10 protein-coding genes are annotated in these 14,094 nt (G+C 65.3%); 3 read left to right on the top strand and 7 right to left on the bottom strand.

The features are described from left to right. Window positions 1–61: 61 nt before the first annotated feature. Complete coding sequence (argS, locus tag BB934_RS23685) at window positions 62–1,822, bottom strand: arginine--tRNA ligase (protein ID WP_099511886.1); 1,761 nt, start codon at window positions 1,820–1,822, stop codon at window positions 62–64. A gap of 198 nt (window positions 1,823–2,020) precedes the next feature. Next, window positions 2,021–3,235, bottom strand: coding sequence for a deoxyguanosinetriphosphate triphosphohydrolase (locus BB934_RS23680; protein ID WP_099511885.1), 1,215 nt, complete (start codon window positions 3,233–3,235; stop codon window positions 2,021–2,023). An 88-nt stretch (window positions 3,236–3,323) separates the two neighbouring features. Between BB934_RS23680 and erpA the strand changes: the two genes are divergently transcribed. After that, entirely contained in the window at window positions 3,324–3,650 is a 327-nt protein-coding gene (gene erpA, locus BB934_RS23675) for an iron-sulfur cluster insertion protein ErpA (protein WP_099511884.1), read from the top strand. Between the two features lie 88 nt (window positions 3,651–3,738). Further along, window positions 3,739–5,598: a hypothetical protein gene (locus BB934_RS23670; protein ID WP_099511883.1), complete on the top strand. Its 1,860-nt coding sequence runs from the start codon at window positions 3,739–3,741 to the stop codon at window positions 5,596–5,598. Window positions 5,599–5,656: 58 nt separating this feature from the next. On the opposite strand, the gene BB934_RS23665 is transcribed toward BB934_RS23670, so the two are convergent. Both BB934_RS23665 and BB934_RS23660 read right to left on the bottom strand, forming a co-directional pair. Beyond that, window positions 5,657–6,661, bottom strand: coding sequence for an IS30 family transposase (locus tag BB934_RS23665; RefSeq protein ID WP_099511882.1), 1,005 nt, complete (start codon window positions 6,659–6,661; stop codon window positions 5,657–5,659). Window positions 6,662–6,837: 176 nt separating this feature from the next. Beyond that, on the bottom strand, window positions 6,838–9,141 hold the full coding sequence (locus BB934_RS23660) for an NADP-dependent malic enzyme (RefSeq protein WP_099511881.1): 2,304 nt from the start codon (window positions 9,139–9,141) through the stop codon (window positions 6,838–6,840). A gap of 213 nt (window positions 9,142–9,354) precedes the next feature. Between BB934_RS23660 and BB934_RS23655 the strand changes: the two genes are divergently transcribed. Then, window positions 9,355–9,975 carry a CatB-related O-acetyltransferase gene (locus BB934_RS23655; protein ID WP_099511880.1) on the top strand — a complete coding sequence of 207 codons (621 nt, stop codon included), beginning with the start codon at window positions 9,355–9,357 and terminating at the stop codon, window positions 9,973–9,975. Here BB934_RS23655 and BB934_RS23650 read toward each other — a convergent pair. The 3 genes from BB934_RS23650 to aspS are packed head-to-tail and all read right to left on the bottom strand — an operon-like array spanning window position 9,947 to window position 13,718. Further along, the gene (locus BB934_RS23650; RefSeq protein ID WP_099511879.1) at window positions 9,947–11,044 is read right to left on the bottom strand and encodes an acyltransferase family protein; all 1,098 of its coding nucleotides are present in this window, start codon (window positions 11,042–11,044) and stop codon (window positions 9,947–9,949) included. The genes BB934_RS23655 and BB934_RS23650 overlap by 29 nt on opposite strands. Then, complete coding sequence (locus tag BB934_RS23645; protein ID WP_099511878.1) at window positions 11,041–11,913, bottom strand: glycosyltransferase family 2 protein; 873 nt, start codon at window positions 11,911–11,913, stop codon at window positions 11,041–11,043. The genes BB934_RS23650 and BB934_RS23645 overlap by 4 nt, the downstream gene beginning before the upstream one ends. After that, on the bottom strand, window positions 11,910–13,718 hold the full coding sequence (gene aspS, locus BB934_RS23640) for an aspartate--tRNA ligase (protein ID WP_099513180.1): 1,809 nt from the start codon (window positions 13,716–13,718) through the stop codon (window positions 11,910–11,912). The genes BB934_RS23645 and aspS overlap by 4 nt, the downstream gene beginning before the upstream one ends. Window positions 13,719–14,094: the final 376 nt, after the last annotated feature.

The following is a 14,094-nucleotide window of genomic DNA, read 5'->3' as shown; positions in this document are numbered from 1 at the left end:
CACGACGTTCACAGGACCCGACGAGGACTCTCCCTAAGCGCTTGAATCGCCTGAGGGAACACTATCGCATTTCGTCGGGTGCCGTAACGCCCAGGATTGCGAGACCAGATGCGAGCACGCCCTTCAGGGCATGCACGAGAGCGAGTCTCGCCTGTGTTGAATCTTTATCAGTTAGATTAACAAAGCGTAATTGCGGCAAGTCTTTGCCCTTATTCCATAAGCTATGGAAGGCGCTGGCCAGATCGTAAAGGTAAAATGCGACCCGGTGCGGCTCGTGGGCCTCCGCCGCCGCCTCGATGGTCCGGGGAAACTGGGCGATGCGGTGGACAAGGTCCATTTCCGCTTCGTCACTCAGAATCGACAGATCGGCCTTGGCCAGCTCGCCGGCCGAGAAGTCGGCGCCCGGGAACGCCTCGCCCGCCTGCCGGAACACGGAGGCGCAGCGGGCATGGGCGTACTGGACGTAGAAGACCGGGTTGTCCTTGGACTGCTCGACCACCTTGGCGAGGTCGAAATCCAGGGTCGCGTCGTTCTTGCGGAAGATCATCATGAAGCGGGCGGCATCCCGGCCGACCTCGTCGACCACCTCGCGCAGGGTAACGAAGTCGCCGGAGCGCTTGGACATCTTCACCGGCTCGCCGCCGCGCAGCAGCTTCACGAGCTGGCAGAGCTTCACGTCGAGATCGGCCTTGCTGTCGGACACGGCTTTCACGGCCGCCTGCATGCGCTTCACGTAGCCGCCATGGTCCGCACCCCAGACGTCGATCATGGAGGCAAAGCCACGCTCGAACTTCGAGCGGTGATAGGCGATGTCGGAGGCGAAATAGGTGTAGGAGCCGTCCGATTTCAGAAGCGGGCGGTCGACCTCGTCGCCGAAGGCCGTCGCGCGGAACAGAAGCTGCTCCCGGTCCTCCCAATCCTCGTCCTTCTGGCCCTTGGGCGGGTGCAGACGGCCCATATAGACAAGGTCGCGACCGCGAAGCTCCGTGATGAGCTCCTTGACCTGATCCACCGGACCAAGCTGCAGGGAGCGTTCGGAGTAGAACACTTCGTGATGGATGTTGAGGGCAGCAAGGTCGTCGCGGATCATGTCCATCATGGCGTCGATGGAGGTCTCCCGCACGAGCGGCAGCCACTCGTCTTCGGGCTTGTCCAGCAGGCCCGGGCCATATTCCTTGGCCAGCCGCTCGCCGACGGGCTTCAGGTAGTCGCCCGGATAGAGGCCCTCCGGGATCGTGCCGATCTCCTGGCCCAGGGCCTCCCTGTAGCGGAGGTAGGCCGAGCGGGCGAGAACGTCGACCTGCGCGCCGGCATCGTTGATGTAGTACTCGCGGGTGACCGCGTAGCCGGCAAAATCGAGCAGCCCGGCAAGCGCATCGCCGAAGACGGCGCCGCGGCAATGGCCCACATGCATCGGGCCGGTGGGATTGGCCGAGACATATTCCACGTTCACGGGAGCGCCCGCGCCCTGTCCGGTCCGTCCGTACCCGTTGCTGTCGACCACGACGGCGCGCAGAACCTCGTGCAGGACCGCAGGCGCAAGCCGGATGTTGATGAAGCCGGGGCCGGCGATCTCGACCTTGGTGACGCGCGGGTCGTCCTGCAGGTCGGCGACGAGAATCTCGGCCAGGGCGCGCGGATTCATGCGCGCCTCCTTGGCCAGCACCATGGCGGCGTTGGTGGCGAGATCGCCATGGGAGGGATCGCGCGGCGGTTCGACCACGACGCGGCTGATATCCAGCCCCGATGGAATCTTCCCCGCCTCGGCCAGCCGGCCGAGCGCATCCGCAACCCGCTTCTCAAACAGCCCGAAAATATTCATGGTACTTCATCTCAATGGGCAACTGGCCCTGATCGCAGCCAACCAACGCTCACTTAGGCCCTCATCCTGAGGAGGCCGTCAGGCCGTCTCGAAGGACGAGGGCATCTCCAGTGCTCTCTGGATCCTCCTTCGAGATCCCGCTTCGCGGCTCCTCAGGATGAGGGCTGCGGGTTGGAAACTCGAAGGACGTGGCCGCGCCTAACGCAAGTCCGGCGTCACGTCAAACAGGCGTCGGTGTTCGAGGATCGCATAGCGGTCCGTCATGCCGGCGATGTAATCCGCCACCCTTCGGGCGAGGCTGGGCTCGTCCTCCCTCGGCAGGTCGGCCTGCCACTCCTCCGGCATCAGCTCCGGCTCGGCCTTGAAGCGCCGAAACAGGTCGCGCAGCACGTCGTCGGCCTGGGCCCGGACCCTCATCACGTTGGGATGGCGGTACATGCGGGCGTAGAGGAACCGCTTGATCGCGGCATCGGCCTCCTTCATCGCCGCCGAGAAGCAGACCATGGTGTCGCCGGCCTGCCGGATGTCCTCGGCCTTTTGCGGAGCGAGGCCTGAGATTCGGCGCTCCCCTTCCGCCACCACATCCTCGACGAAGCGGGTGATGACCCGCCGGGTCAGCTCGTGGATGCGCCGGGAGAGATCAAGATTCGGATAGCGGGTCTCGATCTCCTGCAGCAGCGTCGCCAGGAACGGCACCTCGCACAGATCCTCGATCCGGAACAGCCCGGCCCGCAAGCCGTCGTCGAGGTCATGGGCGTCATAGGCGATGTCGTCGGCGATGGCCGCGGCCTGGGCCTCGCCGCCGGCATGGGTGGCGAGTTCCAGGTCCTGCTGGGCGTTGTATTCGAGGATCGCCAGGGGGACGCCGCGGGCGGCGTAGCGCAGGGTCGGCTTGCCCTCCCCATCGAGGAGCGGCCCGTTATGCTTGACCAGGCCCTCCAGAGTTTCCCAGGTCAGGTTCAGGCCATCGTATTCCGCATAGCGGCGCTCGAGGCGCGTGACGACGCGCAGAGCCTGGGCGTTGTGATCGAAGCCCCCGAACCCGGCCATGCATTCGTCGAGGGTGTCCTCGCCGGTATGGCCGAAGGGCGTATGGCCGAGGTCGTGCGAGAGCGCCAGCGCCTCGGCAAGGTCCTCGTCGAGCCCGAGGGAGCGGGCCAGCGCCCGGGCGATCTGGCTCACCTCGATGGTGTGGGTCAGCCGGGTCCGGAAATGGTCGCCCTCGTGATAGACGAAGACCTGAGTCTTATGCTTGAGCCGGCGGAAGGCGGAGGAATGGATGATCCGGTCGCGGTCGCGCTGGAACTCGCTGCGGGTCGGCGAGACGGCCTCGGGGAAAAGGCGCCCGCGGCTGTCCCAAGGATCGCAGGCGTAGGATGCTCGCCATCTCTCGCCGAAGGGCCGCACGATCATCACCGGGTTGAAGCCTTGTCAGAGCGCACTTACCTTGCTCATAACAGTTTGCGCAAGAATTACGTCCTCACGAGGACTGGAAGTGCCCATGACCGGTATCACCCTGACAGAACGCGCCGCCCGCCGCATCAACGAGATCATGGCCGCCGAGCCTGACGGTTCGCACCTGAGAATCAGCGTCAATGGAGGCGGCTGCTCCGGGTTCCAATACGCCTTCGACGTGGACCGGACCCGGCAGAACGACGACCTCGTGATCGAGAAGGACGGCGCCACCGTGGTCGTGGACGAGGTTTCGATCCAGTACATGGACGGCTCCGTCATCGATTTCGTGGACGATTTGATCGGCCAGTCGTTCAAGATCGAGAACCCTCACGCCACCGCGTCCTGCGGCTGCGGCACCTCGTTCTCGCTGTAAAAAAGTTACATGCGCCCTAATCTCCCTCCCCGAGCCCTTTTCGTTTAAGGAACGCTGGCACCGGGCTGGTCCGGCTTTGGGGGAACCTATGAGACTTCGTTACCGCGCAGGCATCTGCACGCTTGCCCTGATCGCAGGCTCGGCCGCCATGTCGTTCGAACCGGCCGTTCTTCGCGACCTCGCCATCGACAAGGATGGCCGCCGTATCGTCGTTGGAGCCGTGAGGGTGCCGCTCTGGAGCGCGGCTTTCGCGCAATCCGCCGACAGCTTGACCCTGGAAAATGTCAGCTTCACCTCCGGATCAGCGACCTACGAGGCGAAGAGCATCGCGTTGTCGGGCGTCTCCTCGACCCGGGCCGAGATCGAGGCCCTGTTCTCCGCCGGATCGGCGGAGCCGATGGAGAGCCGCCTGAAACGTGTCAATGCGAAGCAGGTCACGATCCCCGAAGCGCGGATTAGGCAGACCTTGGGCAAGGATACCCAGACAACCACCTACAAAAACATCGCCCTGAACGACATCTCGCAGGGAAGGATCGCCTCGGCACTGATCGAGACGAGCGCGATGGAGGTGAGTGGGGCCAAGGACAACGCGCTGGTCAGTACGGGTCGCACGAGCATGAGCGACTTGGATCTGCCGGCCATGGCGCATCTCTTCGAATCCAAATCAGACACCGGCTCGACACCACATGCAAAGATCTACGGCGCCTTCTCGATCGAGAACGTCGAGCTCGCCGACAACCAGGCTGGCATCACGCTCAAGGTGGCCCGTCTTGGCGGCCAGGATTTCATGGCGCGTCCGACCAAGGATTCCTGGAATGGCACCCTAGGCCTCATCACCGAGATGGCCGACCGACCGGAGCTTTCCTCCGAGGATCAGGCGCGCCTTCTGCCCGCCATCGCCGACCTTGCCGATTCATTCCAGATCGGCGCCGTGGAAGCCACGGACATCGAGATGATCTCCAAGGCGAAGGATTCTCCGGGGCAGTTTCGCGTTGCCCGGATCGCCTATACGGGCGGCACGGAAACCCGGCCGGCGGATGTACGGTGGGAAGGCCTCGCGTTTTCCGACAAGGACAACCGTTTCAAGCTTGATGGCGTAAGCTTCACGGGCTTTTCGTTCAAGCAAACCTTCGATGGCCTCAGAAAGCTTGGGGGCAAGTCTCTCGATGATATCGACCCTGCAACGGCGCGCAGCCTGATCCCGACACTCGGAACTTTGCGCCTGTCAGGTCTCTCTCTCGACGGCACCGCCGACGACGAGGGCAGGAAGGTCAAGGTCCAGGCATCTTTCAAGGGCTTCGAACTCACGGCCGACAAGCCGGTGAACGCCATTCCGACCAATATCCGGATCGAGCTGCAGAACTTCGCAATGGTCTTGCCGCCGAAAAGCTCCGACGACGGCATCAAGGAACTCGTGGCCCTCGGCTACAAGACTATCGACGTCTCGCTTCTCGCGGCCGCCACCTGGAACGCGGCGGCAAACGAAGTCGCCCTTAGCGAGGTCTCGTTCCAGGGCCAGGACATGGGCAATGTCGCCGTGACCGGCATCATCGGCAATGTCGGCAAGGATCTCTTCGATGCCGACACCGCCATCGCCGCCGTGGCGCTTGCCGGAGCGCGGGCGAAGGCCCTCGACGTCACGATCGAGAACAAGGGATTGTTCGAGCGCTATCTCGACAAGGCGGCCAAGGAGCAGAAGACCAAGCCGGAATCCCTGCGCCGGGCCTATGCGGCCGGTGCCGCCTTCGTCGTGCCGGCGATGATCGGCAGCTCCGAGCAGGCCCGGACCTTGAGCCAGGCCATCGCCCGCTTCATTGCCAAGCCCGGCAAGCTCACGATCAACGCCACGCCCAAGGATCCGTCGGGCTTCGGCATCGTGGAAGCGGTGCTCCTGCCCGACCCCAAGGCCATCCTCGACAAGCTGAACGTAAGCGCGAAGGCGGAGTAGCGTCTGCCGTTTCGTGCGACTTCTCCACTGTCATCCCCGCGCAGGCGGGAAGGTGAATTCACGGTTGAGGTGCAACACGGTTGATGGCCTTTGAGAAGATCTCGTGCGGGGTGCGAAAGGCAAGGCACTTTCGCGGCGTCGTGTTGTAGATCTCGACCAGAGCCGACAGCTCCGGCTGCGACAGGGTGGCCAGATCGGCCTTGCGCGGCAAGCGCCGCCGCAGACGGCCGATGGCATTCTCGATCCCGCCCTTTTGCCAGGGAGCATGCGGATCGCAGAAGAAGGTTGCCAGACCCAACCGCTCGGTGAGCCGATAGTGCAAGGCAAACTCGGTGCCGTTGTCGAAGGTCAGCGACCGGCGCATCGGCGCCGGCAGGGGGCTCAGGCAGCGATGCAGCCGCTCCAGAACGGCCCCCGCCGTCTTGTTGGGCAGCCGGTCGACCAGGAGCAGGCGGGAGCGGCGCTCATGGATGACCAGCACGTACTGGCCGTAACGGGAAAAGGCCATGAGATCCGCCTCCCAATGGCCCGCGACGGTGCGGCTCTCCGCCTCCCGCGGCCGGTGGGCCACGGCCAGGCGATGCTTGATGAAGCTGGCCGGAGAGCCGCCGCGCCGGCCCAGACGGCCGCGCCGGTTCTTGCGCCGGGGCAGAAGGCGGTGCCAGTGATCCTTGAGGCTGGAGCGGTGATAGACATAGCGGTAGATGGACTCGTGGCTGATAACGGGTCTACCTTGATCGTGCGCCAGCCGGCCCGCGATCTGCTCGGGCGAGTGTCCCATCGCAAGGCGTTGTCCGACCAGGGCACGCAGGTCCGGCTGGCGCGCCAGCTTGAAGCGGGCATCCCAGCGGCGGCGGCGCAGGGCCAGAGCATGGGCTCGCTCGCCGTCATAGGAGCCGCGCCATTGCTTGGTGGGTTTGGCGTTACGCCTCAATTCCCGGCTGATCGTCGCCGCCGAGCGTCCCAGGGCCCGGCCGATCCAGCGCACCGAGTGACCGGCCGCGCGCAGAAGTTCAATCTCAACCCGCTCGCGCAGGCTCAAGTGAGCATAAGTCTGTCCCATCGCAGCAACACCTTAGCAGGTGTTGCACTTCCAGCGTGAACTCAGCGGATCCATAACCACGACGTTTCAAGAAGAGACGATCGGCCTCGCACGCAGTTCTGCGTCGTTAGCCGTTATGGATCCCGGGCTCCGCTTGCGCGGCCCCGGGATGACGGCGGGTTCCTGAAAACCTGCCCTCAAATCAGCGTCGGCTGATCCTCTTCCGCGGCCTGCGCCTCGACGACCGCGATGGCCGTGAGGTTGACGATGCCGCGCGCCGTCACCGACGGGGTCAGGATGTGCGCTGGCTTGGCCGGTCCGATAAGGATCGGGCCGACGGGCAACGAATCCGCGAGCACCTTGGTGAACTGGAACGCGATGTTGGCGGCGTCCAGGTTCGGCATGATCAGCACATTGGCTTCGCCCGTCAGGCGCGATCCCGGATAGATGCGGTCGCGGATCATCTGGGACAGGGCCGCATCGGCCTGCATTTCGCCGTCGACCTCGAGTTCCGGCGCGCGCTCGTTGATGCAGGCGAGCGCCTTGCGCATCTTCACCGCCGAGCGGGTGTCCGCGGCGCCGAAATCCGCGTGCGAGAGCAGCGCGATCTTGGGCTCGATGCCGAAGCGGCGCACGTGGCTGGCGCAGGCGATCGTCATGTCCGCAATCTGTTCCGCCGTCGGATCGAACTGCACATGCGTGTCGGCGAGGAAATACGCGCCCTTCGAGGTGATGACGAGCGACAGGGCCGCCATCTCGTGCACGCCGGGAGCCAGCCCGATGATGTCCTTGATGTGCTTGACGCGTGACTGGAAGCGACCTTCCATGCCGCAGATCAGGGCATCCGCATCCCCTCGCCGCACGGCGAGCGCGCCGATGACGGTGGAATTGGTGCGCACCAGGGTCTTGGCCGCATCCGGCGTGATGCCCTTGCGGCCCGCCGCCTCCACATAGGTCGCGACATAGTCGCGGTAACGCGGATCGTCCTCCGGGTTCACCAGCTCGAAATGCCGGCCGATCTCCATCGACAGGCCGAAGCGCTTGATGCGCGCTTCGACGACGCTCGGACGGCCGATCAGGATCGGCTTGGCGATCCCTTCCTCGACGATGACCTGCACGGCGCGCAGAACCCGCTCGTCCTCGCCCTCGGCATAGATCACGCGCTTCGGATCGGCCTTCGCCTGCGAGAACAGCGGCTTCATGATGAAGCCGGAGCGGAACACGAAGCGGCCGAGGGATTCCGCGTAAGCCTCGAGATCCTCGAGCGGCCGCGTGGCGACGCCGGAATCCATCGCGGCCTTCGCCACCGCCGGCGCGATGCGCAGGATCAGGCGCGGATCGAACGGGCTCGGGATCAGGGACTTCGCGCCGAAAGGATGCGCCTCGCCGCCATAGGCGCGCGCCACCACCTCGGAGGGCGCCTCGCGGGCAAGACCGGCGATGGCCTTCACGGCGGCGGCCTTCATCTCCTCATTGATCGTGGTCGCGCCGACATCGAGGGCGCCGCGGAAGATGTAGGGAAAGCACAGGACGTTGTTGACCTGGTTCGGATAATCCGAGCGGCCGGTGCAGATCATCGCGTCGGGCCGCGCGGCCTCGGCTTCTTCCGGCATGATCTCCGGATAAGGATTGGCGAGCGCCATGATCAGCGGGCGCGGCGCCATCTGGGCGAGCAGCTCGGGTTTCAGAACGCCGCCGGCCGAGAGGCCGAGGAACACGTCGGCATCCGGGATGACGTCCGCCAGCGTGCGCGCGTCGGTGTCCTGCGCATAGACCGATTTCCAGCGGTCCATGAGCTCGTTGCGGCCCTCGTGGACCACGCCCTTGATGTCGGTGACCCAGATGTTCTCGCGCTTGGCGCCGAGCGACACGAGGAGGTTGAGGCAGGCGAGCGCCGCGGCGCCGGCACCCGAGGTGACGATCTTCACGTCCTCGATGCGCTTGCCGGCGAGTTCCAGCGCGTTCGTCACCGCAGCGCCGACAATGATCGCCGTACCGTGCTGGTCGTCGTGGAAAACCGGGATGCCCATGCGGGCCTTCAACCGCTCCTCGACCTCGAAGCATTCCGGCGCCTTGATGTCCTCGAGATTGATGCCGCCGAAGGTCGGCTCGAGCGCCGCGATCACCTCGACCAGCTTGTCGACGTTGTTCTCGGCGACCTCGATGTCGAAGACGTCGATGCCGGAGAACTTCTTGAACAGGACCGCCTTGCCCTCCATCACGGGCTTGGAGGCGAGCGGGCCGATATCGCCGAGGCCCAGCACCGCCGTGCCGTTGGAGATCACCGCCACCAGGTTCTGGCGGGAGGTGAGGTTGGCGGCCTGGGCCGGGTCGGCGGCGATGGCCTCGCAGGGGGCGGCGACGCCCGGGGAATAGGCCAGCGCCAGGTCGCGCTGGTTGCCGAGGGGCTTGGTCGGCTGGATCTCAAGCTTTCCGGGGCGCGGATACTGATGGTAGAACATCGCACCCGATTTCAGATCCTGCGAGATGTTGTCTCCCATCCCCGACGCTCCTTGCTCTGACCGAACCAATCCGGAGGCCCTTGTGCGCGTGCTGCCCCCCTGCCGTCAATGTTCTTCTCTAGAGCATCGGACCCAAAAGTGGACCCCACTTTTGGGATCCATCCGATGCTCCTTCTCTTGGCCGGCGCATCGTTGGGCGCGGAAAACCGGGACCACTTTTCCGCACGATGCGCTGGCCGTTGGGGCCCTGCAATGAAGCTCCGGCACCGCCTTAAGAACTGGCGTAACCCGCACAACCAGACCCGTGTCCATCTCGCCCGCATCGCCGGCCGGTACGGCTACGAGATCGGCGAGTATACTTACGGCAAGCCCAAGGTGCGCTTTCCCGAGTCGGGGAAAAAGCTCACCATCGGCCGCTACGGCTCCATCGCCGACAAGGTCGAGATCCTGCTCGGCGGCAACCACCGCACCGAATGGGGCACGACCTATCCGTTTTCCGCCTTTCCGGAACTCTGGCCCTCGGCGCCACAGAGCGAGGCTTATCATACCTCCCGCGGCGACGTGACCATCGGCCACGACGTGTGGCTCGGCTCCGGCGCGATCGTCATGTCGGGCGTGACGGTCGGGCACGGCGCGGTGGTCGCGGCCCATGCCATCGTGACCAGGGACGTGCCGCCCTACGCCATCGTCGGCGGCAACCCCGCCAAGGTGATCCGCTACCGCTTCGACGAGGAGACGGTCGCGGCCCTGCTCGATGCGCAATGGTGGGACCTGCCGCGGGACAAGATTGCGACCCTCATCCCGCTCCTGCAGAGCGACCGGGTCCGCGAGCTGGTCGCTGCCGTCAAGGTGCTGCGGGCTCAATCGTCTTGAGCGTCCGGCGGCCGAGGGCCCTGGCCTTCAGGCCGAGCGCCGGCTTCTCGATCAGAGTCCAGGAGACGGCCGCGATCAGCAGCGTGATCGCGAGCGACGGCACCAGCAGCACGCCGGCGGCGATGCCCGGCCAGAGCGCATGCAGGCTCTGCTGGATCGGCCAGCCATAGAGATAGGTGCCGTAGGACAGGTCAGCCTTGGGCTCGTAGGAAAAGCGCGTGACCGCCAGCGCCAGCGAAAGCCACAGGATGCCGTAGGCCGTTCCGGTGAAAAGCAGCGTTTTGTAGAGGAACGTTCCGCTGCTCAGCCACGTGGCAAGGATGAGGGTCAGCAGGACGAATCCCGAAAGACGGGCACGATCGCGCCAGACATAGAGCGCACCGCCGAAGGCGAAGATCAGCGGCAGGCGAAGCGCCGTTTCCATGCTCTTGGGCGCATCGGGCCGCAGGAGATCCAAGCCGACGAGACCGAGCGCCAGCCCGGCCACGAGGACGAGCGCGGCCAGGCGGGACCGCAGCAGCCCGACGAGGCCGATGAGGAAAACGCCCGCGTAGCACATGACCTCGTATTTCAGGGTCCAGACCGTGCCCATGGGAAATGTGAAGGGGTTGTCGGCGAACACGCCCGGCAGCGCGATATTGCTCTTGAAGCTCGTGAGCGTTGCCGTGACGAACCGGCGCAAGCCCGGGCTCTGCAGGTATTCGTCGAGAGGCAGAGCGGTCATGGCGGCGCCGAGGAGGAGCGACACAGCGAGCACCGCCACGATCAGCCCCGGTGCGATACGAAGGGTCCGGGCGATGGCGTAATCGCGCCAGCCGCGCCGGTCGAAGCTCATGGTGACGAGGAAGCCGGAGATGGCGAAGAAGCCGTTCACCGCATGCTCGCCCAGGGTGAAGCCCGTGGAGATAGTCAGCGGCTCGTCCGTGATGACGCCTGTCGTCACGCTGAAGGCATGGGACACGACGACGGCGAGCGCGAGAGCGAGCCGGATCGGGGCGAAGTTGTTCCTGTCCCGTGCCAGGGCTGACGAGACGCTGGGCGCGTTATTCCAAAATGAGAATACGCTCATGGCACTCTTTCGCGCTCCAGGGCCTTCTCGCCCTTCAGGAAAGCCAGGGCGCCGGCGGCCGAGCCGCCGTAGCGTTCGATGAGCTTGCGCCGGAAGGTCAGGCGCGCACCCGCCGCCTTCAGCGCATTGATCGCGAACATGCCGGGCGCCGGATTCGGCAGGCCGTATTTGCGGCTCACATAGGCCCGCGACCAGGCCTGGTGCCAGCGGGAGGCGAAGATGCGGCCGGGCTTTTCGCCGCTCGACCGTCCGCGTCCGTGGCGCACCAAAGCCTGCGGCACATAGATCAGCGCCGCGCCCGAATCCGCGATGCGGCGGCAGAGATCGTCGTCCTCGTAGAACAGGAAGATGTTTTGGTCGAAGCCGCCGAGTTTCAGAAAAACGTCGCGGCGGATGAGAAAGCAAGCGCCGGAGAAGAACGGAGCGCAGGCCTCGCCCTCGGGCAGCACGAGCTTGCCGCCAGGATTGGTGAGCGAGGTCGCGAGCAGCGAGCGCGGCTGGTAGAACACGCGTCCGCTCGGCTCGACGATCTGCGGTGCGAACAACGCCGCATCGGGATAGCGCCGCGCCGCATCGACGAGCGCTGGGACCGCGCCTGGGTCGACGACGCAGTCCGGATTGGCGATGAGCACGAACTCGGTGTCCGCCGCCCGGGCGCCGATATTGTTGGCGCGGCCATAGCCCTCGTTGCGGGCGTTGCGGATCACCGTCGCGCCCTGCCCTTCGGCGATCGCGACGGTCTCATCCGTCGAAGCGTTGTCGACGACGAGCGCCGGGACGCCGTCCGCCTGCAATGCGCCGAGACACTCCGGCAGCGCATGAGCGCTATCGAAGGTCACGATGATGGCGGTGACGCTGCCGCTTGTCATTTCTCCTGCAGGTTCAGCCGGATGTGCAGCTCGCGCAGCTGCTTGGGCGTCACCTCGGAGGGCGCGCCGAGGAGCAGGTCTTCCGCCTTCTGGTTCATCGGGAAGAGCGTGATCTCGCGCAGGTTCTGCGCGCCGCAGAGCAGCATCACGATGCGGTCGACGCCCGCCGCCATGCCGCCGTGGGGCGGCGCGCCGTACTGGAATGCGCGGTACATGCCGCCGAACTGCTCCATGACCTCCTTCTCGCCGTAGCCCGCGATCTCGAAGGCCTTCACCATCCGGTCGGGACGGTGGTTGCGGATCGAGCCCGAGGCCATCTCGTAGCCGTTGCAGACCATGTCGTACTGGAAGGCCGTGATCTTGAGGATCGTGTCCTTGTCCGACGGGTCGAGCGCCATGAAGGCGTCATGGTCGAAATTCGCCATGGAGAACGGGTTGTGCGAGAAGTCGATCTTCTTCTCGTCCTCGTTCCACTCGTATTGCGGGAAGTCGACGATCCAGCAGAACTCGAAGCGGTCCTTGTCGATGAGGCCGAGCTCGTCACCGATGCGGGTACGCGCCTTGCCGGCAAGCGACGCCGCCTTGTCTTCGGCGCCCGCGGAGAAGAACACCGCGTCGCCCGCCTTGATGCCAGCCTTCTCGCGGATAGCGGCTTGAGCCGCTTCCGGGATGAACTTGGCGATCGGGCCTTTGCCGGTGATCTGACCGCCCTCTTCCTCGAACACGATGTAGCCAAGGCCGGGCGCGCCTTCCGTGCGGGCCCAGTCGTTGAGCTTGTCGAAGAACGAGCGCGGCTGGGAAGCTGCCCCCGTCGCCGGGATCGCACGCACCACGCCGCCGGACTTGATCACGTTCTTGAACGCGTTGAAGGTCACGTCCTCGCGGGTGAAGACCTCCGACACGTCGGCGATGACGAGGGGGTTGCGCAGGTCCGGCTTGTCGTTGCCGTATTTCAGCATGGACTCGAAATACGGAATGCGCGGGAACACGTCGGTGACCGGCTTGCCGTCGGCGAATTCCTTGAAGGTGTCGCGGATCACCGGCTCCATTGTCTGGAACACGTCCTCCTGGGTGACGAAGCTCATCTCCACGTCGAGCTGGTAGAACTCGCCCGGCAGGCGGTCGGCGCGCGGGTCCTCGTCGCGGAAGCAGGGGGCGAGCTGGAAGTACCGGTCGAAGCCGGAGATCATGATCAGCTGCTTGAACTGCTGCGGCGCCTGCGGCAGCGCATAGAACTTGCCGGGGTGGATGCGGGACGGCACCAGGAAGTCGCGCGCGCCTTCCGGCGAGGAGGCGGTCAGGATCGGCGTGGTGAACTCGAAGAAGCCGCTCGTCTGCATGCGGGTGCGCAAGCTGTTGACGATCGCGCCGCGCTTCATGATGTTGGCGTGCAGCTTCTCGCGGCGCAGATCCAGGTAGCGGTAGGTGAGACGGGTCTCCTCCGGGTACTCCTGGTCGCCGAAGACCGGCATCGGCAGCTCGGCCGCAGGCCCCAGCACCTCGATATCGGTGATGTAGACCTCGACCATGCCGGTCGGCAGCTCCGGGTTCTCGGTGCCGGCCGGGCGCTTGCGGACCTTGCCGTCGACCCTGATCACCCATTCCGACCGTGCCGCCTCGGCCTGCCTGAAGGCCGGGGAATCCGGATCGATCACGCATTGCGTCATGCCGTAATGGTCGCGCAGGTCGATGAACAGCACGCCGCCATGGTCGCGGATGCGGTGGCACCAGCCCGAGAGGCGGGCGACCTGGCCGACATCGGATTCGCGGAGCGCGCCGCAGGTGTGGGAACGGTAACGGTGCATGGAGGCGGACATGAAACAAGCCTGCTGGTTCGGTTTTCAGGGCAACATCCATGGGAGGCGGGGGAAGTCAAGGCGGAAGGACGAAATGAGGCCGCGCGAGGAGCTCCAATCCTGGGAGGGCCGACGACCCTTCCGCGGCATCCCGGACGGCGAAGCCGATCCGGGATCGCGTACCAGTGTGGTGCTATTCCCCTCCCCCACTAGGGGGGAGAGGGTACCTGCGCCCTTATCGTCGAGCACTCTCTAGCCCCTCGCCGTCATCCCCGGACTTGATCCGGGGATCCACGTCTTGGCAGCGCGGTGGGTCCTAAGACGTGGGTGGCCGGACCCAGTCCGGCCATGACGTCGAGGGGGGCGATCGGTCGATGTCAAACAG

Origin of the sequence: Microvirga ossetica, from assembly GCF_002741015.1 — a bacterium.
Taxonomy (GTDB): Bacteria; Pseudomonadota; Alphaproteobacteria; order Rhizobiales; family Beijerinckiaceae; genus Microvirga; species Microvirga ossetica.
The sequence above is the reverse complement of the archived record's forward strand: the minus strand, read 5'-3'. Positions and strand labels throughout refer to the sequence as shown.

Bases quoted from the DNA above. Each gene is read 5' to 3' on its own strand.
- argS (WP_099511886.1), bottom strand. From the start codon at position 1,822: ATGAATATTTTCGGGCTGTTTGAGAAGCGGGTTGCGGATGCGCTCGGC.
- BB934_RS23680 (WP_099511885.1), bottom strand. From the start codon at position 3,235: ATGATCGTGCGGCCCTTCGGCGAGAGATGGCGAGCATCCTACGCCTGC.
- erpA (WP_099511884.1), top strand. From the start codon at position 3,324: ATGACCGGTATCACCCTGACAGAACGCGCCGCCCGCCGCATCAACGAG.
- BB934_RS23670 (WP_099511883.1), top strand. From the start codon at position 3,739: ATGAGACTTCGTTACCGCGCAGGCATCTGCACGCTTGCCCTGATCGCA.
- BB934_RS23665 (WP_099511882.1), bottom strand. From the start codon at position 6,661: ATGGGACAGACTTATGCTCACTTGAGCCTGCGCGAGCGGGTTGAGATT.
- BB934_RS23660 (WP_099511881.1), bottom strand. From the start codon at position 9,141: ATGGGAGACAACATCTCGCAGGATCTGAAATCGGGTGCGATGTTCTAC.
- BB934_RS23655 (WP_099511880.1), top strand. From the start codon at position 9,355: ATGAAGCTCCGGCACCGCCTTAAGAACTGGCGTAACCCGCACAACCAG.
- BB934_RS23650 (WP_099511879.1), bottom strand. From the start codon at position 11,044: ATGAGCGTATTCTCATTTTGGAATAACGCGCCCAGCGTCTCGTCAGCC.
- BB934_RS23645 (WP_099511878.1), bottom strand. From the start codon at position 11,913: ATGACAAGCGGCAGCGTCACCGCCATCATCGTGACCTTCGATAGCGCT.
- aspS (WP_099513180.1), bottom strand. From the start codon at position 13,718: ATGCACCGTTACCGTTCCCACACCTGCGGCGCGCTCCGCGAATCCGAT.